The organism is Streptomyces mobaraensis NBRC 13819 = DSM 40847 (assembly GCF_017916255.1).
Lineage (GTDB): Bacteria > Actinomycetota > Actinomycetes > Streptomycetales > Streptomycetaceae > Streptomyces > Streptomyces mobaraensis.
In genome coordinates this window covers 6,103,150-6,125,422 of the sequence record NZ_CP072827.1, presented here as the reverse complement: position 1 = coordinate 6,125,422, position 22,273 = coordinate 6,103,150, and the positions used below count along the sequence as shown (strand labels likewise).

At 70.4% G+C, this 22,273-nt stretch carries 23 protein-coding genes; 17 read left to right on the top strand and 6 right to left on the bottom strand.

Annotated features, from left to right (window positions below; translation table 11 throughout):
• Positions 1 to 96: 96 nt before the first annotated feature.
• Complete coding sequence (locus tag J7W19_RS26465) at positions 97 to 948, bottom strand: NAD(P)H-binding protein (RefSeq protein WP_004945490.1); 852 nt, start codon at positions 946 to 948, stop codon at positions 97 to 99.
• 457 nt (positions 949 to 1,405) lie between these two features.
• Between J7W19_RS26465 and J7W19_RS26460 the strand changes: the two genes are divergently transcribed.
• Positions 1,406 to 1,975 (top strand): MmyB family transcriptional regulator, encoded by a 570-nt coding sequence (locus tag J7W19_RS26460; protein ID WP_004945492.1) that lies wholly within the window; start codon positions 1,406 to 1,408, stop codon positions 1,973 to 1,975.
• A gap of 11 nt (positions 1,976 to 1,986) precedes the next feature.
• Here J7W19_RS26460 and J7W19_RS26455 read toward each other — a convergent pair whose 3' ends face one another.
• Genes J7W19_RS26455 through J7W19_RS26445 form a run of 3 tightly spaced genes read right to left on the bottom strand, consistent with a single transcriptional unit; the run spans position 1,987 to position 2,526 of the window.
• Complete coding sequence (locus tag J7W19_RS26455) at positions 1,987 to 2,151, bottom strand: hypothetical protein (RefSeq protein WP_158688780.1); 165 nt, start codon at positions 2,149 to 2,151, stop codon at positions 1,987 to 1,989.
• The gene (locus tag J7W19_RS26450; protein ID WP_004945495.1) at positions 2,145 to 2,363 is read right to left on the bottom strand and encodes a hypothetical protein; all 219 of its coding nucleotides are present in this window, start codon (positions 2,361 to 2,363) and stop codon (positions 2,145 to 2,147) included. The genes J7W19_RS26455 and J7W19_RS26450 overlap by 7 nt, the downstream gene beginning before the upstream one ends.
• Positions 2,356 to 2,526: a hypothetical protein gene (locus J7W19_RS26445; RefSeq protein WP_158688781.1), complete on the bottom strand. Its 171-nt coding sequence runs from the start codon at positions 2,524 to 2,526 to the stop codon at positions 2,356 to 2,358. Before J7W19_RS26445 ends, J7W19_RS26450 begins: the two co-directional genes overlap by 8 nt.
• Before the next feature lie 230 nt (positions 2,527 to 2,756).
• On the opposite strand from J7W19_RS26445, the gene J7W19_RS26440 reads away from it, so the two are divergent.
• From J7W19_RS26440 to J7W19_RS26415, 7 genes are all read left to right on the top strand, one after another.
• The gene (locus tag J7W19_RS26440) at positions 2,757 to 3,704 is read left to right on the top strand and encodes a helix-turn-helix domain-containing protein (protein ID WP_004945497.1); all 948 of its coding nucleotides are present in this window, start codon (positions 2,757 to 2,759) and stop codon (positions 3,702 to 3,704) included.
• On the top strand, positions 3,655 to 3,792 hold the full coding sequence (locus J7W19_RS33185) for a DUF397 domain-containing protein (RefSeq protein WP_233478181.1): 138 nt from the start codon (positions 3,655 to 3,657) through the stop codon (positions 3,790 to 3,792). Before J7W19_RS26440 ends, J7W19_RS33185 begins: the two co-directional genes overlap by 50 nt.
• A 15-nt stretch (positions 3,793 to 3,807) precedes the next feature.
• Positions 3,808 to 4,002, top strand: coding sequence for a DUF397 domain-containing protein (locus J7W19_RS26435; protein WP_004945500.1), 195 nt, complete (start codon positions 3,808 to 3,810; stop codon positions 4,000 to 4,002).
• 371 nt (positions 4,003 to 4,373) lie between these two features.
• Entirely contained in the window at positions 4,374 to 5,789 is a 1,416-nt protein-coding gene (locus J7W19_RS26430; RefSeq protein WP_004945504.1) for a family 2B encapsulin nanocompartment shell protein, read from the top strand.
• Positions 5,790 to 5,871: 82 nt separating this feature from the next.
• Complete coding sequence (locus J7W19_RS26425) at positions 5,872 to 7,359, top strand: family 2 encapsulin nanocompartment cargo protein terpene cyclase (protein WP_004945508.1); 1,488 nt, start codon at positions 5,872 to 5,874, stop codon at positions 7,357 to 7,359.
• 17 nt (positions 7,360 to 7,376) lie between these two features.
• Positions 7,377 to 8,252: a geranyl diphosphate 2-C-methyltransferase gene (locus J7W19_RS26420; protein WP_004945512.1), complete on the top strand. Its 876-nt coding sequence runs from the start codon at positions 7,377 to 7,379 to the stop codon at positions 8,250 to 8,252.
• A 123-nt stretch (positions 8,253 to 8,375) separates the two neighbouring features.
• Entirely contained in the window at positions 8,376 to 8,906 is a 531-nt protein-coding gene (locus J7W19_RS26415; RefSeq protein WP_040889939.1) for a hypothetical protein, read from the top strand.
• Positions 8,907 to 8,921: 15 nt separating this feature from the next.
• Here the strand turns inward: J7W19_RS26415 and J7W19_RS26410 are convergent, their stop codons facing one another.
• Entirely contained in the window at positions 8,922 to 9,566 is a 645-nt protein-coding gene (locus J7W19_RS26410) for a dihydrofolate reductase family protein (protein WP_004945516.1), read from the bottom strand.
• A gap of 432 nt (positions 9,567 to 9,998) precedes the next feature.
• Between J7W19_RS26410 and ccrA the strand changes: the two genes are divergently transcribed.
• The 7 genes from ccrA (at position 9,999) to pssA (ending at position 17,745) form a co-directional block, all read left to right on the top strand.
• Entirely contained in the window at positions 9,999 to 11,336 is a 1,338-nt protein-coding gene (ccrA, locus tag J7W19_RS26405) for a crotonyl-CoA carboxylase/reductase (RefSeq protein WP_004945519.1), read from the top strand.
• The gene (locus J7W19_RS26400) at positions 11,336 to 13,363 is read left to right on the top strand and encodes a protein meaA (protein WP_004945522.1); all 2,028 of its coding nucleotides are present in this window, start codon (positions 11,336 to 11,338) and stop codon (positions 13,361 to 13,363) included. The genes ccrA and J7W19_RS26400 overlap by 1 nt, the downstream gene beginning before the upstream one ends.
• The gene (locus tag J7W19_RS26395; RefSeq protein ID WP_004945524.1) at positions 13,360 to 14,331 is read left to right on the top strand and encodes an HpcH/HpaI aldolase/citrate lyase family protein; all 972 of its coding nucleotides are present in this window, start codon (positions 13,360 to 13,362) and stop codon (positions 14,329 to 14,331) included. The genes J7W19_RS26400 and J7W19_RS26395 overlap by 4 nt, the downstream gene beginning before the upstream one ends.
• Positions 14,332 to 14,336: 5 nt before the next feature.
• Entirely contained in the window at positions 14,337 to 14,849 is a 513-nt protein-coding gene (locus J7W19_RS26390) for a MaoC family dehydratase (protein WP_040889958.1), read from the top strand.
• 1 nt (position 14,850) lies between these two features.
• The gene (locus tag J7W19_RS26385) at positions 14,851 to 16,056 is read left to right on the top strand and encodes an acyl-CoA dehydrogenase family protein (protein ID WP_004945530.1); all 1,206 of its coding nucleotides are present in this window, start codon (positions 14,851 to 14,853) and stop codon (positions 16,054 to 16,056) included.
• Between the two features lie 191 nt (positions 16,057 to 16,247).
• The gene (locus tag J7W19_RS26380) at positions 16,248 to 16,904 is read left to right on the top strand and encodes a phosphatidylserine decarboxylase (protein ID WP_004945532.1); all 657 of its coding nucleotides are present in this window, start codon (positions 16,248 to 16,250) and stop codon (positions 16,902 to 16,904) included.
• Positions 16,891 to 17,745, top strand: a complete 855-nt coding sequence (gene pssA / locus J7W19_RS26375; protein WP_004945535.1) for a CDP-diacylglycerol--serine O-phosphatidyltransferase — start codon at positions 16,891 to 16,893, stop codon at positions 17,743 to 17,745. Before J7W19_RS26380 ends, pssA begins: the two co-directional genes overlap by 14 nt.
• 291 nt (positions 17,746 to 18,036) lie before the next feature.
• On the opposite strand, the gene J7W19_RS26370 is transcribed toward pssA, so the two are convergent.
• The gene (locus J7W19_RS26370; RefSeq protein WP_004939493.1) at positions 18,037 to 19,152 is read right to left on the bottom strand and encodes a glycerate kinase; all 1,116 of its coding nucleotides are present in this window, start codon (positions 19,150 to 19,152) and stop codon (positions 18,037 to 18,039) included.
• A gap of 165 nt (positions 19,153 to 19,317) precedes the next feature.
• On the opposite strand from J7W19_RS26370, the gene J7W19_RS26365 reads away from it, so the two are divergent.
• Positions 19,318 to 21,018: a BCCT family transporter gene (locus tag J7W19_RS26365; protein WP_004939490.1), complete on the top strand. Its 1,701-nt coding sequence runs from the start codon at positions 19,318 to 19,320 to the stop codon at positions 21,016 to 21,018.
• 84 nt (positions 21,019 to 21,102) lie between these two features.
• Positions 21,103 to 22,140 (top strand): MerR family transcriptional regulator, encoded by a 1,038-nt coding sequence (locus J7W19_RS26360; protein ID WP_004939486.1) that lies wholly within the window; start codon positions 21,103 to 21,105, stop codon positions 22,138 to 22,140.
• The last annotated feature ends 133 nt before the right edge of the window (positions 22,141 to 22,273 follow it).

The window sequence follows — 22,273 nt, the reverse complement described above, 5'->3', positions numbered from 1 at the left end:
TCCCACCGTCGAAGGTCCGGCCACAGGCGGCAAAGGCTCGCCGCCCACTCCCCCCTGTGACCGCAACAACGGCCAACTGCCACGTGCGACATGGTCTTAGTGGAATTCGCCCGCATGCTCCTCGCACCACTGGCGGAAGGTCTGCGGGGCGGAGCCGGTGAGGTTGGTGATGTCGTCGCTGATGACTCCGGCGCGTCCGGCGCGGAACAGCTCGTTGAGGTTCCGCACTGCGGCGGCCATCTCGGGCGGAGTACCCCGCTCGATGCTCCGCTGGGCGAACTGCTCGGGGGGCAGCGGCACGAACTCGATCGGCCGTCCCAGGACGTCGGCGAGGATCTCCACCTGCTCGCGGGCGGTGAGCGCCTGCGGGCCGTTGAGGATGTAGGCGCGGCCGGCGTGGCCATCCTGGGTGAGGGCGAGGGCGGCGACACGGGCGATGTCGAAGGGGTCGACGGGCACGGTCCTGCCGGGGTCGCTCGCGTCGTAGACGCGGCCTTCGTCGCGGATCGTGGGCCACCACCATGTCGCGTTCGTCATCAAGGTGTTGGCGCGCAGGTAGGTGACGTCGAGCCCGGAGCCACGGAAGACCTGGTCGCGGGCGGCGATCCTGGCTCCGATCAGCGGCAGCGGTTCCAGGACGGTACCGATGGAGGACAGCACCACGATCTTGCGTACTCCGGCGGTACGGGCGGCCTTGATCATGTTCTCGGCCTGTGCGGGCAGCGGGGCGAGTTGCATGAAGAAGACGCCGTCGACACCACGGGCGGCCTGGGTCAGGCTCTCGGCGTCGTCCAGGTCGCCGACGGCGATGTCGATGCCGGCCGGAATCAGTTCGGCCCGCGAGGCACTGCGGACCAGGGCCCGCACGTGGTGGCCCTGCTCGTGGAGCTGGATGACCAGGGCGCCGCCGACGTTTCCGGTGGCTCCGATGACGAGGAAGGACGACATCACGGATCCTTTCGGGATCGATGAGTGGTGGAGCGATTGACGAGGGGGAAGGGGCCCGGCCACCTGGGCAGGTCGCCGTCGCGCTCGCGCAAGGTCCCGGTCGCTTCCGCCGGCCCGTCCGGGGCGCAGGCGACGCTGCGGGGGTTCGTGCCGCGTTCGGGCAGCGGCAGTGCGACCGGTGCGTCCGTGGTCGGAGTGCTCATCCCTGGCTTCCCTTCCCCTCGGCCCTTTCCCTGGGCCTTAGACCGAGTCTGGCCCTGCGGGAACCGGGGTTGCCTGGCCCGGGTCGGGCCAGGCAAAACGCCTCGAACAGGGCCGCGCGCACCCCAGCGCCGACGTCCTGCGGGCGCTGTCCCGCGCCCTGCGACTCACCGACGCCGAATTCAAGCTGGCCTGCCGGCTCGCCGGCCACGCCGCCGAGCTCGACGGAACCGTCCCCCAGCTGATCGGCCCCAACGTGCAACGGCTGCTCAACCGTCTGGGCAACGTGCCGATCGCCGTCTTCGACGCGGCCTGGACCCTGCTGGAACACAACGACCTGTGGGCGGCCCTGCACGGCGAGACACGACGCCGCGCCGGCCGCGAGACGAACCTGGTCTGGCGCACCTTCCACAACGACCCCGGCCGGGTCCGGCACCCTTCCCCAGAGGGGCACCGGGCCGCCCTGGTCGCCGACCTGCGCGGCGTCGCCTCGCGCTACCCGGCCGACCGCCGGCTGGCCGCCATGATCGGCGACCTGCGCCGATCGAACACGGACTTCGCCCGCCTCTGGGACGGCTCCGCCGTCGCGCACCACGCCAGCGGACGCAAGACCATCGACCACCCCCAAGTCGGCCCGATCGAGCTCGACTGCGACGTGCTCTCCCTCCACGGCGCAGACCTGCGCATCATCGTCTTCACCGCCGCTGCCGACAGCGAAGCCGCCGGCAAACTCCGGCTCCTGACCGTCACCGGCCTACAGGACATGACCGCTCCAACCCCCAGCTCCACCGGCCACGCGAAGGACCGCGGCGTGGGGACCGCCTGAACCCGTGACGTTCACGCGTGGTCCCGGCGGACGTGCTCCGCCCGGTTGGCGATGTACTGGGCCCGGTGCTCCTCCGCGGTGGCCCGCTCCCAGCGGTCTGGCGCGGTGCGCACCCGCGCCTCGGTCCGGCCGATCACGGTGTCCCACCACTGGCACGCCTCGCACGGCGTCACCATGGACGTCCCTCCCTGTTCAGCTTGTTGACGCGGGCGCGCAGCTTGTCGGTGGCGGTGGCGCGGCGGTACCGCGTCGGGTGCCAGGTCCGTCCGCCCTCCGGCGGGCGGAGGGTGATCCGGCGGGTGTCGTGGTCCCAGCCGACGACGACGCCGAACCGGTCGCGTTCGATGTCCAGGATCAGTTCGAGCGGCTGGGGGATCCAGTCAGCCACGGTGCGCCTCCGCGTGCCGCAGGCTCTCGCGGCGCAGCCGCTCCGCGCGGGGCCAGTCGCCCGCGCGCTCGGCGGCGCGCCGCGCCTCGGTGATGCGCGTGCACGCGGCGCACGGCGCCTGGGGGTTGGGGACGAGCACGTGCCCGAACGACATGTGCGTCACGCGGCACCCTCCACCCGGCCCGGGCACGCCTTCGGCGGCGTGCGGTGCGACGGTCTCGCGCCGGCGGCACGGCGGTACGTGGACTCGATCATCTGTGCGCCTTCCCATGTGCCACGGAGCGCAACTTCACGCCCCACCAGGAGAGTTGCGCGCGCCATGAGTGACACGCAACACTTCGTGGCGTGCCAGTGACGCACTGACACGACACGTGATCATGGGTTGGAGGGGGCATGTCCGCCCGCAACGCCGCCAGTTCCGCCCCGGGAGGGCGCCGCGCGTTTGGTCAACTGCTCGCCCATTACCGACGGGCAGCAGGAGAAACACAGGAATCACTGGCCCCGCAGATCCTCTGCGAGCGGTCGGTACTGAGCCGCATCGAGACGGGCGACAGGGTACCGAGCGAACCGCTCGTAAAGCGGTGTGACGCAAAGCTGCGCACCGGCGGTGCACTGTACAAGCTATGGCGGGAGACCGATTGGTATCCCGACCAGGCGTACCCAGACTGGTTTCAGCGCCGGATCAACTTCGAGGCCAAGGCGACACGCCTCCTCGCGTTTCAAGCCAATGTGATGCCCGGGCTACTGCAAAGCGAGGAGTACGTACAAGCACTGTTCGCCCATGACACGGACCCGGCGAGGAGGGAGCAGCGCATCCGTATTCGCCTTTCCAGGCAAGAGCGGTTCCTTTGTGCAGACGGTCCGCTCTTGATGGTCGTCGTGGACGAGAGCGCTCTCCGCAACGTGGTCGGGTCCCCGAAGGTGATGGCGGCACAGTGCCGCCATCTGCTGGACGTAGGAAAGCTCCCCAACATCCGCATTCAGATCGCTCCGGCAAGTAACAGCCAACTCCTGCGCCCGAGAACGTCGATGACGATCCTCAAACTTATCGACGGAGAAGAGTGGGTGTACTTCGAGTCTCTGGAAAGGGGGCACTTCAGTGACGATCCGGCAGTCGTCGCCCGACACACCCGCACGTACGATGTGCTCAGAGCCGACTGCCTGTCAGCGAGCGAATCAGTCGCCTTCATCAGAGACGCACTGGAAGAGTATGGGAGGGGTCGTGAAAGTAGCTACAAGCGTCGCGCGCTGGGTGAAGAGCAGCCACAGCCACCCCGACGGTACCAACTGCGTGGAAATCGGCCTAGATATCCCCGACTCCACCCCCGTCCGGGACAGTAAAACGCCGGACGGCCCCGTCCTGCGATTCCCCTCAGCCGCCTTCGCGGGGTTCATATCCTCCCTCAAGGGCGAAAGCCTCAATCCCTGACGGGAGGGCACCGAAATGAACACATGGGTCAAGAGCAGCTACAGCGACCGGGACGGCACAGACTGCGTCGAATGGGCCCCCGCCTCCGCGCCATCCGGCGCGATCCCCATCCGCGACAGCAAGCGCCCCACCGGCCCCATACTGCGTGTCCCCGCGGCCGCCTTCGCGGGCCTCGTATCCGCCATCAAGGGCGGAGCCTTCAGCGTCTAACCTGAACGCTTCGGTGAAGAAAGTGCCTTCCGGACCGGGATGACGAGACTTGCCCGAAAGTCTCGACTCACCCGGCTGGGAGGCACTTTCCGTGTTCGAAGGCGGCGACGCACGCGGCGTACCGCGCCCCCTCGCCGACCGACGAAGTGACGCTATATCACTCATTGATCAGATAAACCGGATTCGAAAGAATATCACCGCTTCGAAGGAAGCGACCGGCTTTCCGGGCCGACCGGCTCAACTGGCCGTTACCGTCCCGCTGTTGGAAGGATCACTGCAATCACCCCTCCCTGACTTGCCGGATCCTCCGCGTCTCGTATCGGCGCACACTCGTGCGTCGGCCGCCCGGCCAGGCAAGGAGTAGCCACCCGATGACCGTGGACAGCAGCCCGGGACCCGAGGCCGCACCGGCCGCGCCGCAGCAGTCGCTGAGCACCTCGGCCGCGCGCAATCTCACCACCACCACCAAGTCCGCGCCGCAGATGCAGGAGATCACCTCCCGCTGGTTGCTGCGGATGCTCCCCTGGGTCGAGACCAAGGGCGGCGTCTACCGGGTCAACCGGCGGCTGCGGCATACCGTCGGCGACGGGTGCATCGAGTTCGTGCAGGAGGGTGCCACGGTCCGTGTGATCCCCCGGGAACTCGGCGAACTGGCCCTGCTGCGGGGCTTCGACGACGTGAGCGCCCTCACCGCTCTCGCCGCCCGCTGTGAACAGCGGGACTTCACCGCCGGTGAGGTCATCGTCGAGCGCGGCAGCCCGGCGGACCGGATCCATCTGATCGCCCACGGGCGTATCCGCCAGATCGGTGAGGGCAAGTACGGCGGGGAGGCCTCCCTCGCGGTGCTCGCGGACGGCGGCCACTTCGGGGAGAACGCCCTTCTGGACCCCGACGCCCGCTACGACTACACGGCCACCGCCGAGACCTCCGGCACCCTCCTCACCCTCTCCCGCGCCGACTTCGCCACCGTGCGGGACTCCGTACCCGGCCTCCAAGCCCATGTCGCCGAGTTCGCCGCCGCCGCACAGCGACGGCAGAACAAGCACGGTGAGGCCGAGATCGCCATGTCGGCCGGGCATGTCGGCGAGGCCGACCTGCCGGGTGCCTTCGTCGACTACGAGCTCGAACCGCGTGAGTACGAACTGTCGGTCGCCCAGACCATCCTGCGGGTCCACACACGGGTCTCCGACCTCTACAACGGGCCGATGAACCAGCTGGAGGAGCAGCTCCGGCTGACGATCGAGGCGTTGCGCGAGCGCCAGGAGTACGAGCTGGTCAACAACCGCGAGTTCGGGCTGCTGCACAACGCCGACTTCAAGCAGCGCATCCAGACCCACTCCGGCCCGCCGACCCCGGACGACATGGACGACCTGCTCTGTCGCCGCCGTGGCACCAAGCTGTTCCTGGCCCACCCGAGGACGATCGCCGCGATCGGACGCGGCTTCAACGCGTACGGGCTCTATCCGGACCACGTCGATCTCGGCGGACAGTCCGTCCCGGCCTGGCGCGGGGTCCCGATCCTGCCCTGCAACAAGATCCCGATCACCAAGGAGCAGACCAGCTCCATCATCGCCATGCGCACGGGCGAGAAGAACCAAGGGGTCATCGGCCTGTGGCAGACAGGGCTGCCGGACGAGGTCGAACCGGGCCTCTCGGCGCGCTTCATGGGCATCAACGAGCAGGCGATCGTCTCGTACCTCGTCAGCACGTACTACTCCGCCGCGGTGCTGGTACCCGACGCACTCGGGGTCATGGAGAACGTGCAGATCGCCCGCCGACGCGACTGAGGGCACGCACGCCGCGCGAAGCGGGCCGGCTCGCCCGCCCACACCGCACGAGCGCACACCCCACCGCAACGAGGAGTAGCAGATGCCCGATCCCGGGGCCCGTGGACCGTCCGTCCCCGCGCCGCCGTCGGAGCCGGCCGGCACGGTGCCGGACGTCCCCACTCCGTCGGCGCCCGACCTGCCGATCCCGGCGGCGGCCTTCGCCCTCGCCGCGATGCCGCGTCCGCCGGTCGCTCATCCCTTCCCGCCGAGCACCGGCACGCCGCCCGCCCCGCCCTCGGAACCCGCCGCCGTACCCACCGCGGCACGGGTCCTGGGAGGACCCACCGGGCTGGGCACGACCGCGCTGTCCCTGGCCGGCGCGGGAGCGGTCGCACCATCCGAACCGGCAAGCGTCTCCGAACCAGCGGGCGTCTCCGAACCGGCAAGCGTCTCCGAACCGGTGATCGTCTCCGCACCGGCGATCGCCCCGGATCCCCAACGGGTCCTCGGCGGGCCGAGCGGCCTCGGCACCGCCGCGCTGTCCCTGGCGTCCCTGGCCCTCACGTCGCACCGGCCACCGCCGGAGCCCGCCCCGGCCCCGCCCGCAGAAGGACAGGCCGTACCCGGCCTCTACCACCATCCCGTCCCGGAGCCCGACCCGGTCCGGGTGGAGGAGGTGAGCCGCCGGATCAAGCGCTGGGCCGAGGACGAGGTCCGGCTCTACCCCGAGGAGTGGGAAGGCCAGTTCGACGGCTTCTCCATCGGGCGGTACATGGTCGGCTGCCACCCCGACGCCCCCACGGTCGATCACTTGATGATCGCCGCCCGGCTGATGGTCGCGGAGAACGCCGTCGACGACTGCTACTGCGAGGACCACGGCGGCTCGCCCGTCGGCCTCGGCGGACGCCTCCTCTTGGCACACACCGCGCTCGACCCGCTCCACACGACCCAGGAGTACGCGCCGGCGTGGGAGGAGTCACTCGGCTCGGACCCCCCGCGGCGGGCCTACCGCAGCGCGATGGACTACTTCGTGCGCATGGCCACGCCCTCCCAGGCCGACCGCTTCCGCCACGACATGGCACGGCTGCACCTGGGTTACCTGGCCGAGGCCGCCTGGGCCGAGACCGACCACGACCCGGAGGTGTGGGAGTACCTGGCCATGCGCCAGTTCAACAACTTCCGCCCCTGTCCCACCATCACCGACACCGTCGGAGGCTACGAGCTGCCGGCGGACCTGCACGCACGCCCGGAGATGCAGCGGGTCATCGCGCTGGCCGGGAACGCGACCACCATCGTCAACGACCTTTACTCGTACACCAAGGAACTCGCCAGTCCCGGCAAGCACTTGAACCTGCCCGTGGTCCTGGCGGAACGCCGGCAGCTCTCGGAGCGCGACGCCTATCTCAAGGCGGTCGAGATCCACAACGAACTCATGCACTCCTTCGAGGCGGCGGCGGCCGAGCTCGCCGCGCACTGCCCCCTGCCCAGCGTGGTGCGCTTCCTCAAGGGCGTGGCCGCCTGGGTCGACGGCAACCACGACTGGCACCGCACCAACACCTACCGCTACAGCCTGCCCGACTTCTGGTAAGGAACGGACGTCTCTCTATGACCACGGAAATCATCCCCACCGCCGCCGCGACGATCCCGGCTCCGGCGACCCCCTACCAGGAGGACATCGCCCGGTACTGGAACAACGAGGCGAGGCCGGTGAACCTGCGCCTCGGTGACGTGGACGGCCTCTACCACCACCACTACGGCATCGGTGCCGTCAGCCAGGAGGCCCTGGGCGACCCGGAGCACAGCGAGTACGAGAAGAAGCTGATCGCCGAGCTGCACCGGCTCGAATCCGCCCAAGCCGACTTCCTCCTGGACCACCTCGGCCCCATCGGGACCGACGACCTCCTCGTCGACGCGGGCTGCGGGCGCGGCGGGTGCATGATCATGGCGCACCGGCGCTTCGGCTGCAGGGTCGAGGGCGTCACCCTGTCCGCCACCCAGGCCGACTTCGGCAACGGGCGGGCACGGGACCTGCGCATCCAGGACCACGTGCGCTCCCGCGTGTGCAACATGCTCGACACCCCGTTCGAGAAGGGCAGCGTGGCCGCCTCGTGGAACAACGAGTCGACCATGTACGTGGACCTGCACGACCTGTTCGCCGAGCACTCCCGCTTCCTCAAGGTGGGCGGCCGGTACGTGACCATCACCGGCTGCTGGAACCCGCGTTACGGCCAGCCGTCGAAGTGGGTCTCCCAGATCAACGCCCACTTCGAGTGCAACATCCACTCCCGCCGCGAGTACCTGCGGGCCATGGCCGACAACCGGCTGGTGCCGCAGACCGTGATCGACCTGACCCCCGACACCCTGCCGTACTGGGAGCTGCGGGCCACGTCCTCGCTGGTCACCGGCATCGAGAAGGCGTTCATCGAGTCGTACCGGGACGGATCCTTCCAGTACGTCCTCATCGCGGCCGACCGCGTCTGACGACGGGGTCGGCCGAACGTCCACCCAGCACACTGGAGTACCAGGCGGCACAGCAAGCCGCCGACAAGAGCCCCGTCCCCCGCGCCGGCGGACGGGGCTCTCCGGTGCGCGACGGAGGACAGCATGGATCTCAGCTCAGTGATCATCGCCGTGGCCGGCATGGCGGGCACCCTGGGAGGGTCCCTGCTCACCCAACGCCGCGCCGAACGCGCCAGACGCCGCGAGATACGGCTCGTCCGCGCGCACGACGAGGAGCGCGAGAACCTCGCCCTCCGCCGCACGTGCTACACGGAACTCAACCGGGACGCCCGCCAGTTCACCACCGCCCTCAACCGCCACCTGCACATACTCCGCGAACGCGGCACAGCGGACGACACCGACAAGGCGGCCCTCGACGAGGCGAAGGCCGCCTTCCGCGACCGCTACTCCGAGGCGCAGATGATCGCCCCCGAGCACGTCCTCGGCCCGGCGCAGACCGTCAACCGGGCCCTGAGCGACGTCTACGGCCAGGTCAAACGCCTCGAACGCGACGAGCCCGAAGCGGGCGAGACCCTCGACTCCGCGTCCCGCGCCCAGCACGCCGTCTGGGACCTGCTCCGTACCCTGCGCACCGCGATGCGGCGCGACCTCGGTGTCTCGTCGGGCGAGGACTGAAGGTGCCGAAGGGTGTCACTTGCGCCAGAACAAGTGGTGCGTCACGCCGCTCGGGCTGGGCACGACATCGAGGTGGAACCGGTCGAGCAGCTCGTCGGGGGACTCCCAGAGCCGGAGCCCGGATCCGAGCTTCACCGGTGAGACCGCCACGTGCAGGGTGTCGACGAGGTCGGCGTCGAGGAACTGCCGGATGGTGGTGACCCCGCCGCCGAGCCGGACGTCCTTGCCCCGGGCCGCCTCGCGCGCCCGCTCCAGGACCGAGGCCGGGTCGCCGTCGACGAAGTGGAACGTGGTGTCGGAGAGCGTGAACGAAGGACGCTTGTGGTGGGTCATGACGAACACCGGAGTGTGGAAGGGCGGCTCGTCACCCCACCAGCCGCGCCACTCGTGGTCCCGCCAGGGGCCGCGCTGGGGGCCGAACTTGTTGCGGCCCATGATCTCGGCACCGATGTTGCGGGAGAAGTCCCGTGTGAAGTAGTCGTCGAGGCCCCGGCTCCCGCCGGGGTCGGTGCGCATGGGCCAGCTCGCCGTGGCACCGGCCCAGGCGAACAGCCTCTCGGGCTCGACGTGGCCGAACGGGCGCTCCAGGCTCTGGTCCTCGCCGGCGCCGATGCCGTCACTCGAGACATTGAAGTTCTGCACTCTCAGCAGCTGAGCCATGTGTTCCTCCTGTGCACGATTTCGTCCCCCGTCAACCTAGGCGGGACCTCGGACATCGACCGACGAACCGGCCGGGCCGTTCGCCCGCGACCCGGCGGATCCGTCCCTTCCGCCGGAGACGTCCGCTCATATGTGAACCCCCGGTGACAGATGTCTCAAATTCCTGGCACCGAGTGTCTTGTCGAGTGGCACGCCGTGCCATACCTTGATGGCGTCCGGGCGGCCGGCGCACAGACAACAGGCGTCGTGTGCCGGCTGTCCCCACAAGCACCATCTGTGCGCCCGGACCGCCTGCGTCACCAGGCACAGCACACGTACCGCCTGCGCGCTCACCCCGCGCGCTCCCGCGCCACCCCACCGAACCGACGGCACCATCCCCCGACGTTCCCTCAAGCCGTTTCCCCGAGAACGCGCTTCGCCGGAGGCACTACCGTGAACCAGATACTCGACGCCATCCTCGCCCCCGACACCACCAGCGAGGACTTCGCAGCCCTGCCGATCCCCGAGTCGTACCGCGCGGTGACCGTGCACAAGGACGAGGCGGACATGTTCGCCGGGCTGACGACCCGGGAGAAGGACCCGCGCAAGTCCCTGCACGTCGAGGAGGTGCCGGTGCCCGAACTCGGGCCCGGCGAGGCGCTGGTGGCCGTGATGGCCAGCTCGGTGAACTACAACTCCGTGTGGACCTCGATCTTCGAGCCCGTCTCCACCTTCTCCTTCCTGGAGCGCTACGGCCGGCTCTCGCCGCTCGCCGCCCGCCACGACCTGCCGTACCACGTCATCGGCTCCGACCTCGCGGGCGTCGTGCTGCGCACCGGCCCCGGCGTCAACGCGTGGAAGCCGGGCGACGAGGTCGTCGCGCACTGCCTCTCCGTCGAACTGGAGTCGGCCGACGGGCACAACGACACGATGCTTGACCCGCAGCAGCGGATCTGGGGCTTCGAGACCAACTTCGGCGGCCTGGCGGAGATCGCGCTGGTCAAGTCCAACCAGCTGATGCCCAAGCCCGACCACCTCAGCTGGGAGGAGGCCGCGGCCCCCGGCCTGGTCAACTCCACCGCGTACCGGCAGCTCGTCTCGCGCAACGGCGCGGGGATGAAGCAGGGCGACAACGTGCTGATCTGGGGCGCGAGCGGCGGACTCGGCTCGTACGCCACGCAGTTCGCGCTCGCCGGCGGCGCCAACCCGATCTGCGTCGTCTCCAGCGAGCAGAAGGCGGAGATCTGCCGGCGGATGGGCGCCGAGGCGATCATCGACCGGAACGCCGAGGGGTACCGGTTCTGGAAGGACGAGCACAGCCAGGACCCGCGCGAGTGGAAGCGGTTCGGCAAGCGCATCCGCGAACTGACCGGCGGCGAGGACGTGGACATCGTCTTCGAGCACCCGGGCCGCGAGACGTTCGGCGCCTCGGTCTACGTCACCCGCAAGGGCGGCACGATCGTCACCTGCGCCTCCACCTCCGGCTACGACCACCAGTACGACAACCGCTACCTGTGGATGTCGCTGAAGCGGATCGTCGGCTCGCACTTCGCCAACTACCGCGAGGCGTGGGAGGCCAACCGGCTGATCGCCAAGGGGAAGATCCACCCGACGCTGTCGAAGACGTACCGGCTGGAGGAGACCGGCCAGGCCGCGTACGACGTGCACCGCAACCTCCACCAGGGCAAGGTCGGCGTGCTGGCGCTGGCCCCCGAGGAGGGCATGGGCGTCCGCGACGAGGAGATGCGGGCCCGGCACATCGGGGCCATCAACCGCTTCCGGGACGCCTGATGGGCGGCGACGAGACGAGCGCGCGGCGGAAGGACCGCCCCTGGCTGATGCGGACGTACGCCGGCCACTCCACCGCCGAGGCGTCCAACGCGCTCTACCGGCGCAACCTCGCCAAGGGCCAGACGGGCCTGTCCGTCGCGTTCGACCTGCCGACGCAGACCGGCTACGACCCGGACCACGTCCTCGCCCGCGGCGAGGTCGGCCGGGTCGGCGTCCCGGTCTCGCAACTGGGCGACATGCGGCGGCTGTTCCAGGACATCCCGCTGGAGCGGATGAACACCTCCATGACCATCAACGCCACCGCCATGTGGCTGCTGGCGATGTACCAGGTGGTCGCGGAGGAACAGGGCGCGGACGTCACCACGCTCCAGGGGACGACGCAGAACGACATCGTGAAGGAGTACCTGTCGCGCGGGACGCACGTCTTCCCGCCGGGTCCGTCGCTCCGGCTGACCACCGACATGATCGCGTACACGGTGGCGCACATCCCCAAGTGGAACCCGATCAACATCTGCAGCTACCACCTCCAGGAGGCCGGGGCCACGCCCGTCCAGGAGATCGCGTACGCCATGTCCACCGCCATCGCGGTGCTGGACGCGGTGCGCGACTCCGGGCAGGTGCCGGCCGAGCGGTTCGGGGACGTCGTCGCCCGGATCTCGTTCTTCGTGAACGCGGGCGTCCGCTTCGTCGAGGAGATGTGCAAGATGCGGGCGTTCGGCCGCATCTGGGACCGGATCACCCGGGACCGGTACGGCATCGAGAACGCCAAGCAGCGCCGCTTCCGCTACGGCGTCCAGGTCAACTCCCTGGGCCTGACCGAGGCGCAGCCGGAGAACAACGTCCAGCGGATCGTGCTGGAGATGCTGGCCGTCACCCTCTCCAAGGACGCCCGCGCCCGCGCCGTCCAGCTGCCCGCCTGGAACGAGGCGCTGGGCCTGCCGCGCCCCTGGGACCAGCAGTGGTCGCTGCGCATCCAGCAGGTGCTGGCGCACGAGAGCGACCTGCTGGAGTACGAGGACATCTTCGCCGGGTCGCACGTGATCGAGGAGAAGGTGGCCGGGCTGGTCGCCGACAGCCTCGCCGAGATCGACCGCATCCAGGAGATGGGCGGCGCGATGGCCGCCGTCGAGTCCGGCTACCTCAAGGCCCGGCTCGTCTCCTCGCACGCCGAGCGGCGGGCGCGGATCGAGTCGGGCGAGGAGAAGATCGTCGGGGTCAACTGCTTCGAGACCACCGAGCCCAACCCGCTCACCGCCGACCTCGACACCGCCATCATGACGGTGGACCCGGCCGACGAGGCGCGGGTGGTCGCGGCGCTGCACCGGTGGCGGGACGACCGGGACGAGTTCCGCGCCCAGGAGGCGCTGTCGGTGCTGAAGAAGACCGCGGCCGGCTCCGAGAACCTGATGCCCGCGACCCTGGAGTGCGTCCGCGCCGGGGTGACGACCGGGGAGTGGGCCTGGGCGCTGCGCGACGTCTTCGGCGAGTTCCGCGCCCCGACGGGCGTGAGCGGCGCGCCGCTGGCCGTCACCGCGGAGGCGGGCACGCCGCTCGCGGCCGTCCGGGAGAAGGTCGCCCGGACGGCGTCGGACCTGGGCACCGGCCGGCTGCGGCTGCTCGTCGGCAAGCCCGGCCTGGACGGGCACTCCAACGGCGCCGAGCAGATCGCCGTACGCGCCCGCGACGCCGGGTTCGAGGTGGTCTACCAGGGGATCCGGCTGACCCCCGAGCAGATCGTCGCGGCGGCCGTCGCGGAGGACGTGCACTGCGTCGGCCTGTCCATCCTCTCCGGCTCGCACGCCGAGCTCGTCCCCGACGTGCTGGCCCGGATGCGGGCGGCGGGGGCGGGCGAGGTGCCCGTGATCGTGGGCGGGATCATCCCGTCCGCCGACGCCGCCGTGCTCCGGGAGGCCGGGGTGGCGGCGGTTTTCACCCCGAAGGACTTCGGTATCACCGAGATCATCGGCCGTATCGTCGATGAGATCCGCACAGCGAACGCGCTCGACCCCCTGGAGGTCTCCGCATGACCGGCACCCCTGCTGTCAACCGGCTCCGCCCCCGCCGCTCCTGCCTCGCCGTCCCCGGCAGCAACCCCCGCTTCCTGGAGAAGGCCCAGGGCCTCCCGGCGGACCAGGTCTTCCTGGACCTGGAGGACGCCTGCGCGCCGATCGCCAAGGAGGGCGCCCGCCACACGATCGTGGACGCGCTCAACAACGGCGACTGGACGGGCAAGACCCGGGTCGTGCGCGTCAATGACTGGACCACCCACTGGACGTACCGGGACGTGGTCACGGTCGTCGAGGGCGCGGGCCCGAACCTGGACTGCATCATGCTGCCCAAGGTGCAGGACGCCCAGCAGATCGCCGCCCTGGACCTGCTGCTGACGCAGATCGAGAAGACCATGGGCTTCGAGGTCGGCCGGATCGGCATCGAGGCGCAGATCGAGAACGCCAAGGGCCTGGTGAACGTGGACGCCATCGCCGCCGCGTCGCCGCGCATGGAGACCATCGTCTTCGGGCCGGCCGACTTCATGGCGTCGATCAACATGAAGTCCCTGGTCGTCGGCGAGCAGCCGCCCGGCTACGGCGCCGACGCCTACCACTACATCCTGATGCGCATCCTGATGGCGGCCCGCGCCCACGACCTCCAGGCGATCGACGGCCCGTACCTCCAGATCCGCAACGCCGACGGCTACCGCGAGGTCGCCGGGCGCTCGGCGGCGCTGGGCTTCGACGGCAAGTGGGTGCTCCACCCGGACCAGGTGGCGCTCGCCAACGAGATCTTCTCGCCGTCGCAGGAGGACTACGACCACGCCGAGCTGATCCTGGACGCCTACGCGTACTACACCTCGGAGGCGGGCGGCGCCAAGGGCTCGGCGATGCTCGGCGACGAGATGATCGACGAGGCCAGCCGGAAGATGGCGCTGGTGATCGCGGGCAAGGGCCGGGCGGCCGGCATGTCCCGTACGTCCAAGTTCGAGATCCCGGAGGCGTGACCGTCATGCAGTTCGGCCGGACCTACGAAGAGTTCACTGTCGGCGACGTCTACAAGCACTGGCCCGGGAAGACGGTCACCGAATACGACGACCACCTCTTCTGTCTGCTCACCATGAATCACCACCCGCTGCACATGGACAGCAACTACGCGGAGCGGACGACGGATTTCGGGAAGAACGTCGTCGTCGGCAATTACGTCTATTCACTGCTGCTGGGAATGTCGGTACCGGATGTCTCGGGGAAGGCGATCGCCAATCTGGAGGTCGAGTCCCTGAAGCACGTGGCGCCGACGTTCCACGGCGACACCATTTACGGCGAGACGACCGTGCTGGACAAGACGCCGTCGAAGTCGAAGAGCGACCGCGGGGTCGTCTACGTCGAGACCCGCGGTCACAAGCAGGACGGCACGCTCGTCTGCGTCTTCCGGCGCAAGGTGATGGTGCCCACCGCCACGTACATCAAGGAGCGCGGCGGCGAGCAGCCGGGCCGCCCCGAGCCGATCGTCCGGGAGAAGTGAGATGGGCCGCCTCGCACAGACCGAGGGACTGACGGACGTCCAGCGGGAGATCCTCGCCACGGTCCGGGACTTCGTCGACAAGGAGATCATTCCGGTCGCGACGGACCTGGAACACCGCGACGAATATCCGACGGAGATAGTCGAGGGCCTCAAGGAACTCGGCCTGTTCGGGCTGATGATCCCGGAGGAGTACGGCGGGCTCGGTGAGTCCCTTCTCACATACGCGCTCTGTGTGGAGGAGATCGCCCGCGGCTGGATGAGCGTGTCGGGGATCATCAACACCCACTTCATCGTCGCCTACATGCTCAAGCAGCACGGGACGGCCGAGCAGCGGGAGCACTTCCTGCCGCGGATGGCCACCGGCGAGGTGCGGGGCGCGTTCTCGATGTCCGAGCCGGGGCTGGGCTCCGATGTGTCGGCCATCACCTCGAAGGGCGTCCGGGACGGGGACGAGTACGTCCTCACCGGCCAGAAGATGTGGCTGACCAACGGCGGCTCGTCGACGCTGGTCGCGGTGTTGTGCCGGACGGACGAGGGGCTGCCGGAGGGCTCGGCCCCGCACAAGTCGATGACCACCTTCCTCGTCGAGAAGGAGCCCGGGTTCGGGCAGGTCAGGCCGGGGCTCACCATTCCCGGCAAGATCGACAAGATGGGCTACAAGGGCGTCGACACCACCGAGTTGATCATGGACGGCCTGCGGGTGCCGGCCGATCGCGTACTCGGCGGCACCACCGGACGCGGCTTTTACCAAATGATGGACGGCGTCGAGGTCGGCCGCGTGAACGTCGCCGCGCGTGGCTGCGGCGTCGCACAGCGTGCGTTCGAACTGGGCGTCGCCTACGCGCAGCAGCGTCACACGTTCGGGAAGGCCATCGCCCAGCACCAGGCGATTCAGTTCAAGTTGGCTGAAATGGGGACAAAGGTCGAAGCCGCTCATGCGATGATGGTGAGGGCCGCCCGCACCAAGGACTCCGGTCAGCGCAACGACCTGGAGGCCGGGATGGCCAAATACCTCGCCTCCGAGTACTGCAAGGAGGTCGTGGAGGACGCCTTCCGCATCCACGGGGGCTACGGCTTCTCCAAGGAGTACGAGATCGAGCGCCTCTACCGGGAGGCCCCGATGCTCCTGATCGGGGAGGGAACGGCCGAGATCCAGAAAATGATCATCGGTCGGCGACTCCTGGAGGAGTACCGAATTCAGGGGTGAAGCAGTAGGAATTGTCCGAAATGAGGGGCTTTCGTAGAGGATTTGTCGAGAAGTAGATCACACTCTGTCATCGATGTCCGGCCATCTACTGGCCCTGGCGCTTAGCCAGTTGTCGGTCGCAACCGATAGCATCGCCGGAAAGCCGCCGTCCCCCGATCGCTATGCGGCACCCTCCGCTACGAAGGTCACCCATGCCCCACAGCTCTACCTCTGCACCACGCGACAGCCTCCTCGGTGTACGCCTCGCGCGCGGAGCATCGCCGTGGCTCCTCCCCACCGTCGCCACGGCGGCGGTCAGCCTCACCCGCGCCCGCCGCTCCGGGCGCTGGGCCGCGCTCGCCGTGCCGACGACCGCGCTGGCCGCCGGCATGCTGTGGTTCTTCCGCGACCCGGAACGCGAGATCGCCCAGGGCCGGGTGATCTCCCCGGCCGACGGCGTGGTGCAGAGCATCATGCCCTGGAAGGACGGCCGCACCCGCGTCGCGATCTTCATGAGCCCGCTCAACGTCCACGTCAACCGCGCGCCGCTGGCCGGCACCGTGACGTCGGTCGAGCACATCCCCGGCGGGTTCGTTCCGGCGTTCAACAAGGAGAGCGAGAACAACGAGCGCGTCGTCTGGCACTTCGACACCGAGCTCGGCGACATCGAGATGGTGCAGATCGCCGGCGCCGTCGCCCGGCGGATCGTCCCCTACGTGCCGCAGGGCACCAAGGTGGAGCAGGGCGAGCGCATCGGTCTGATCCGCTTCGGCTCGCGCGTCGACGTCTACCTGCCGGAGGGCGTCGAGGCGGCCGTCGAGGTGGGACAGGCCACGACAGCAGGAGTGACCCGCCTTGACCGTGATTGATCCCGACACACAGGCGACCTGGGTCCCGGAGGCCGAGCCCGAGGACGACGTCGACGACATGCCGCTGTCCACGCGGCTGTCGATAGCGGACACCCTCACCCTGGGCAACGCCATCTGCGGCTTCATGGCGGTGTACTTCACCACCACCGGCATCCTCATCCCGCACCTCACCAACAACGAGGACGGCGGCATGGCGCGCAACAACGCCGCCACCGCGGTGATGCTGATGCTGCTCGCCTCCGTCTTCGACCTGTTCGACGGCCTGGTGGCGCGGAAGCTGCGCAGCTCGGCGATGGGCGCGGAGCTGGACAACCTCTCCGACCTGATCAGCTTCGGCCTCGCCCCCGCGTACTTCGTGGTGGTGTGGGGCGTCGTCGCCCAGGGCGCGCACCAGAAGGTGTCCGCCGTCGCGGCGGTGGTGGTGCTGCTGGCGGTCGTCCTACGGCTCGCCCGCTTCTCGTGCGTCACGCTGCGCGACGGGATCTTCCAGGGCATGCCGAGCCCGTTCGGCGCGCTGACGGTCGTCTCCGTGGTGCTGCTGGAGCTGCCCTTCGTGCCGACGCTCCTCGCGATCGTGGGTGTCGCGTGGCTGATGGTGAGCCGCGTCGAGTACCCGAAGCCGCGCGGGCGACTGGCCGTCGCCATGCTCAGCTGGATCGTGCTCAGCATGGGGCTGCTGGCCGCTTGGGCGTTCGACGCGCCGGGTGGGGAGCTGCTGCTTCAGACGGGGTGTGCGCTTCAGGTCGTGCTTGGCGCGGTGATTCCGCTGTTCGCCACTGCGCGGCGGGTGAATACGTTCCGCGATAATCGGCGGGAAGCGCGGGCAGCGCAGCTGCCGTAGTTTTTGGCTTGAGGCCCCGGGCGGAAGTCCGGGGCCTTTTTCGCGCCCCGGTCCCTCCCCCAGAGGGGGCACCCCCATTCACCGTTTCTTGCGGGGGCAAGCCCCCGCACTCCCGAAGCGCGCTGCGGGCTCCCCCAGAGGGGGTACCCCCAGTCCTCAAACGCCGGACGGGCTGGATACAGCCCGTCCGGCGTTTGAGGACGAGCGGCGAAGCCGCGAAAAGGGGGGGTCTGGGGGCGCAGCCCCCAGGAAACGGTGAAAGGGCGGGTCTGGGGCCCCCTCCCCCGGCACTCAGTCGAGCGCCTCGCGAGCGATCCGCTCCCCCACCCGCTCCAGCAAGGGCCCGGCCTCCGCCATGGACCGCTCCGGGTCCGGTTCGAGCTCGGACAGCGCGTACGCCCGCCCGACCCCGAGCACCACGAGATCCCCCCACCCCAGCTCCAGCCGCCCGCACACGGCCACCACCCGCACCCCCCGCGCCCGCGCCGCCGTGGCGACTCCTTGGACCGCCTTGCCATAAAGCGTCTGCGCGTCCAGCGACCCCTCCCCCGTGATCACCACGTCCGCACGGGCCAGCGCCTCCTCGAACCCGACGACGTCGAGCAGCACCTCGATCCCGGGCCGGAAGACCGCCCCGAGCCCGACGAGGGCGCCGTACCCCAGCCCTCCGGCGGCGCCGGCGCCGGGAGCGGCGGCCCGGGAGGGGTCGAGGACGTCGGCGAGGCGGCCGAGGGCGCGGTCCAGGAGCGTCACGTCGGCCGGGGAGGCCCCCTTCTGCGGGCCGTAGACCGCCGCCGCCCCCGACGGGCCGGTCAGCGGATTGTCGACATCGGAGGCGAGGACGACGTCCGTCCGCGCGAGCCGCCCGTCCAGCCCGGACAGATCCGCCCGGGCGAGAGCGGCGAGCGCGCCGCCCCCGGGCCCCAGGGGCCGCCCCGAGCCGTCGAGGAACCGCGCGCCCAGCGCGGCGAGCATGCCGGCCCCGCCGTCGGTCGTGGCGCTGCCGCCCACGCCGAGCACGATCCGCCGGGCGCCCGCGTCGAGGGCCGCCCGCAGCAGCTCGCCGGTGCCGTACGTGGTGGCGGTCAGGGGCGCTCGGCGCCCCGGCGGTACGTGCCGGAGGCCGGACGCCTCGGCCATCTCGACGACGGCCGTGTCACCGGCGAGCGCCCACGCCGCCTCGACGGGCTCGCCGAGCGGCCCGGTCACCCGGGCCGTCCGGCGGGTGAACCCGGCCGCGACGACCGCGTCCACCGTCCCGTCGCCCCCGTCGGCGACCGGCAGTGCCGTCACGTCCAGGCCGGGCGCCGCCCGGCGCAGTCCCGCCGTGAGGTGGGCGGCGACCTCGACGGCCGTCAGCGAGCCCTTGAACTTGTCCGCGGCGATGAGCACATGTGCGTCGGTCATCCGCTGCCCCTCTGTCTCCAGGTGTCGTCCGGTGCCGCGCCGCGCCGCGCCCGCGCACCCTATCCGGGCGGCCGGGGCGGTGCCCATCCCCTCGGGCGGTGCCCATCGCCCCCGGGCGGCGTGCCAGCCCCGGGAATCCCCTCAATCCGGCCATAGTGGGGCGTCATGAGCACCGAGACCACCGACGCGTCCCCCTCGCCCCCCTCGTCGCGGGACGACCGCCCGGACCCGCCCCTGGTCGCCGTCGGCGCCGTCGCCGTCCTGGCGGTGGTCGCCTGGGCGGCGCTCGGCAAACGCTCCTTCGACCGGGTCTCCACCACCGCCCTCGGCTGGGTGCTGTCGAACTTCGCGTGGCTGTTCGTCATCGCCGCCGACGTGTTCCTCGTGCTGTGCGTGGTCATCGCGCTCAGCCGCTTCGGCCGGATCCGGCTCGGCGCGGACGACGACCGGCCGGAGTTCGGCAACCTCGCCTGGATCGCGATGATGTTCAGCGCCGGGATGGGCATCGGCCTGATGTTCTACGGCGTCGGCGAACCGCTCCAGCACTTCGTCGCGCCCCCGCCGGGCAGCGGCGTCTCCCCGGACTCGCCGGGCGCCGCCCGCACCGCGCTGGAGTACTCGTTCTTCCACTGGACGCTGCACCCCTGGGCCATCTACGGCATGGCCGGGCTCGCCCTCGCCTACGCGGGCTTCCGCAAGGGCCGCGGCAACCGGCTGAGCTCCGTCTTCGTCCCGCTGCTGGGCGAGGAGCGGGCGGACGGCTGGCCGGGCCGGATCATCGACCTGCTGGCCGTGTTCGCGACGGTCTTCGGCACCGCCACCAGCCTGGGGCTGGGCGCCCTCCAGGTGGCCAAGGGACTGAACATCACCACCGGCGTCAAGGACTCCACGTCCGTCGAACTCGTCGTCATCGGCGCCCTCTCCGCCGCGTTCGTGCTCTCCGCCTTCTCCGGCCTGCACAAGGGCGTGAAGTGGCTGAGCACGCTCAACATCGCGCTGGCCGCCTGCCTGATGCTGTTCGTCTTCCTCCTCGGCCCCACCGTCTTCATCCTCAACGCCGTCCCCGCCGCCACCGGTTCGTACCTGCACAACCTGGTCACCCTCGCCACCCGCACCGGGGCCTTCACCGACTCCGCCTGGCTGGGCGCCTGGACGGTGTTCTACTGGGCGTGGTGGCTGTCCTGGGCACCGTTCGTCGGCACGTTCATCGCCCGGATCTCGCACGGCCGGACCATCCGCGAGTTCCTGATCGGCGTGCTGCTCGTGCCCAGCGGCGCGACGATCGTCTGGTTCTGCGTCATGGGCGGCAGCGCCCTCCGCCTGGACATGACCGGCGCCGCCGACATGGCGGGGACCGTCGCCGAGGGCGCGGAGGCGTCGCTGTTCGCCCTGCTCGACACGCTGCCGCTGGCCACCCTGGTCTCGTGGATCGCCATGCTGCTGGTGATGACGTACTTCATCACCAGCGCCGACTCCGCGTCCCTGGTGATGGGCTCCCTGACCAGCCGCGGCGCCCTGCACCCCCGGAACTGGCTGGTGGTCACGTGGGGCGTGCTGATGGCCGCCGTGGCGGCGGTGCTGCTGGTGGCCGGGGGGCTGAAGTCGCTGCAGTCCGCGACGATCCTCGTCGCGCTGCCGTTCGTCCTGGTGATGCTGGCGCTGTGCTGGTCGCTGCTGACCGAGCTGCGCGCGGACCCGGGTGCCGGCCCGGCCCGGCACCACGCGCTGCACGGGCTGCGGGACGCCCTGCGGACGATAATCGGGGAGGCGATGACCGAGCAGGGGCCGGTCCGCCACCCGCGGCTGCGGCGGGTGGCGGAGAGCGCGCGGGAGCGGGGGGACGGGGACGACGGCCGGTCGTCGTGACGGGTTGACCCTGCCCCCGGGGGCAGGGTTTAGCCTCCGGGGGACGAGAGCGGAGGCGGTCATGGGGAATATGAGGACGGGGTCGTGAGGATCGGGGACGCCGCGCGGCGGGCGGGCGCGACGGTCAAGGCGGTGCGGTACTACGAGGCACTGGGCCTGGTCACCCCCGCCCGGCTGGCGAACGGCTACCGGGACTACGACGAGCACGACGTGCGGGTCATCCGCGAGATCCGCGACCTCAACGGGCTCGGCATCGCCGTCGAGCACACCCGTCCCTTCCTCGACTGCCTGGCGGCCGGGCGCCCGCACGCCGACGACTGCCCGGCCTCACTGGCCGGTTACCGGGCGGCGATCGACGACCTGACCCGCCGCATCGACGCCCTCGCCGCCCGCCGCGCGGCGCTGGCCGCCCGGCTGCACGAGGCCGCCCACCGCGACAGCTGCGCTCCCGACCCACAGGAGCACCCCGGACCCACCACGACTGAGGGAGACGCCATGCACGACATCACCCGCCTGCCCGCCGGACTGCCCGTCCCCGAGGACGACGGCGCCTGCGACACCCTGCCCGGCCAGGCCCTGCCGCCCCTCGAACTCCCGGACACGGACGGCCGGTCCGTCCGCCTGGACGCGCTGGGCCCCGGCCGTACCGTGATCTACGTGTACCCGCTCACCGGACGGCCCGGCACCGACCTCCCCGAGGGCTGGAACGCCATCCCGGGAGCCCGCGGCTGCACCCCGGAAGCCTGCGGCTTCCGCGACCACCACCAGGAACTCACGGCCGCCGGCGCGGCGCGGGTCTACGGCCTGTCCGGCCAGGACACCGCCTACCAGCGGGAAGTCGTCGAGCGGCTGCGCCTGCCGTTCGCCGTCCTCTCCGACCCGGCGCTGCGGCTGGCGGACGAACTGCGGCTGCCCACCTTCGAGGCGGGCGGGCAACGGCTGTTCACCCGGCTGACGCTGGTGGTACTGGACGGGCGGGTGGAGCACGTCTTCTACCCGGTGTTCCCGCCGGACCGCCACGCGGAGCAGGTACTGGACTGGCTGCACCACCGTCCCCTGCGGGAGGGGGCCCCGGCGGGGGGCGAGGTGCCGGTGCCGGGGACCGGGAGCGCGGTTCGGTGACGGATGGGCCGGTGCCCGCCGCGCTCGTAGTGCCTTGTCCTACCCGTCCTGTCCGTCCCGTCCGTCGTGTCCGCCGTGTCCGCCGTGTCGGCCATGCCGGCCATGCCGGCCGAAAGACCTAGGACCCGGGCGT

Coding starts and splice junctions, on each gene's coding strand:
- J7W19_RS26465 (WP_004945490.1), bottom strand. CDS start 948: ATGTCGTCCTTCCTCGTCATCGGAGCCACCGGAAACGTCGGCGGCGCC.
- J7W19_RS26455 (WP_158688780.1), bottom strand. CDS start 2,151: ATGGTGACGCCGTGCGAGGCGTGCCAGTGGTGGGACACCGTGATCGGC.
- J7W19_RS26440 (WP_004945497.1), top strand. CDS start 2,757: ATGTCCGCCCGCAACGCCGCCAGTTCCGCCCCGGGAGGGCGCCGCGCG.
- J7W19_RS26435 (WP_004945500.1), top strand. CDS start 3,808: ATGAACACATGGGTCAAGAGCAGCTACAGCGACCGGGACGGCACAGAC.
- J7W19_RS26430 (WP_004945504.1), top strand. CDS start 4,374: ATGACCGTGGACAGCAGCCCGGGACCCGAGGCCGCACCGGCCGCGCCG.
- J7W19_RS26425 (WP_004945508.1), top strand. CDS start 5,872: ATGCCCGATCCCGGGGCCCGTGGACCGTCCGTCCCCGCGCCGCCGTCG.
- J7W19_RS26420 (WP_004945512.1), top strand. CDS start 7,377: ATGACCACGGAAATCATCCCCACCGCCGCCGCGACGATCCCGGCTCCG.
- J7W19_RS26415 (WP_040889939.1), top strand. CDS start 8,376: ATGGATCTCAGCTCAGTGATCATCGCCGTGGCCGGCATGGCGGGCACC.
- J7W19_RS26410 (WP_004945516.1), bottom strand. CDS start 9,566: ATGGCTCAGCTGCTGAGAGTGCAGAACTTCAATGTCTCGAGTGACGGC.
- J7W19_RS26400 (WP_004945522.1), top strand. CDS start 11,336: ATGGGCGGCGACGAGACGAGCGCGCGGCGGAAGGACCGCCCCTGGCTG.
- J7W19_RS26395 (WP_004945524.1), top strand. CDS start 13,360: ATGACCGGCACCCCTGCTGTCAACCGGCTCCGCCCCCGCCGCTCCTGC.
- J7W19_RS26390 (WP_040889958.1), top strand. CDS start 14,337: ATGCAGTTCGGCCGGACCTACGAAGAGTTCACTGTCGGCGACGTCTAC.
- J7W19_RS26385 (WP_004945530.1), top strand. CDS start 14,851: ATGGGCCGCCTCGCACAGACCGAGGGACTGACGGACGTCCAGCGGGAG.
- J7W19_RS26380 (WP_004945532.1), top strand. CDS start 16,248: ATGCCCCACAGCTCTACCTCTGCACCACGCGACAGCCTCCTCGGTGTA.
- J7W19_RS26370 (WP_004939493.1), bottom strand. CDS start 19,152: ATGACCGACGCACATGTGCTCATCGCCGCGGACAAGTTCAAGGGCTCG.
- J7W19_RS26365 (WP_004939490.1), top strand. CDS start 19,318: ATGAGCACCGAGACCACCGACGCGTCCCCCTCGCCCCCCTCGTCGCGG.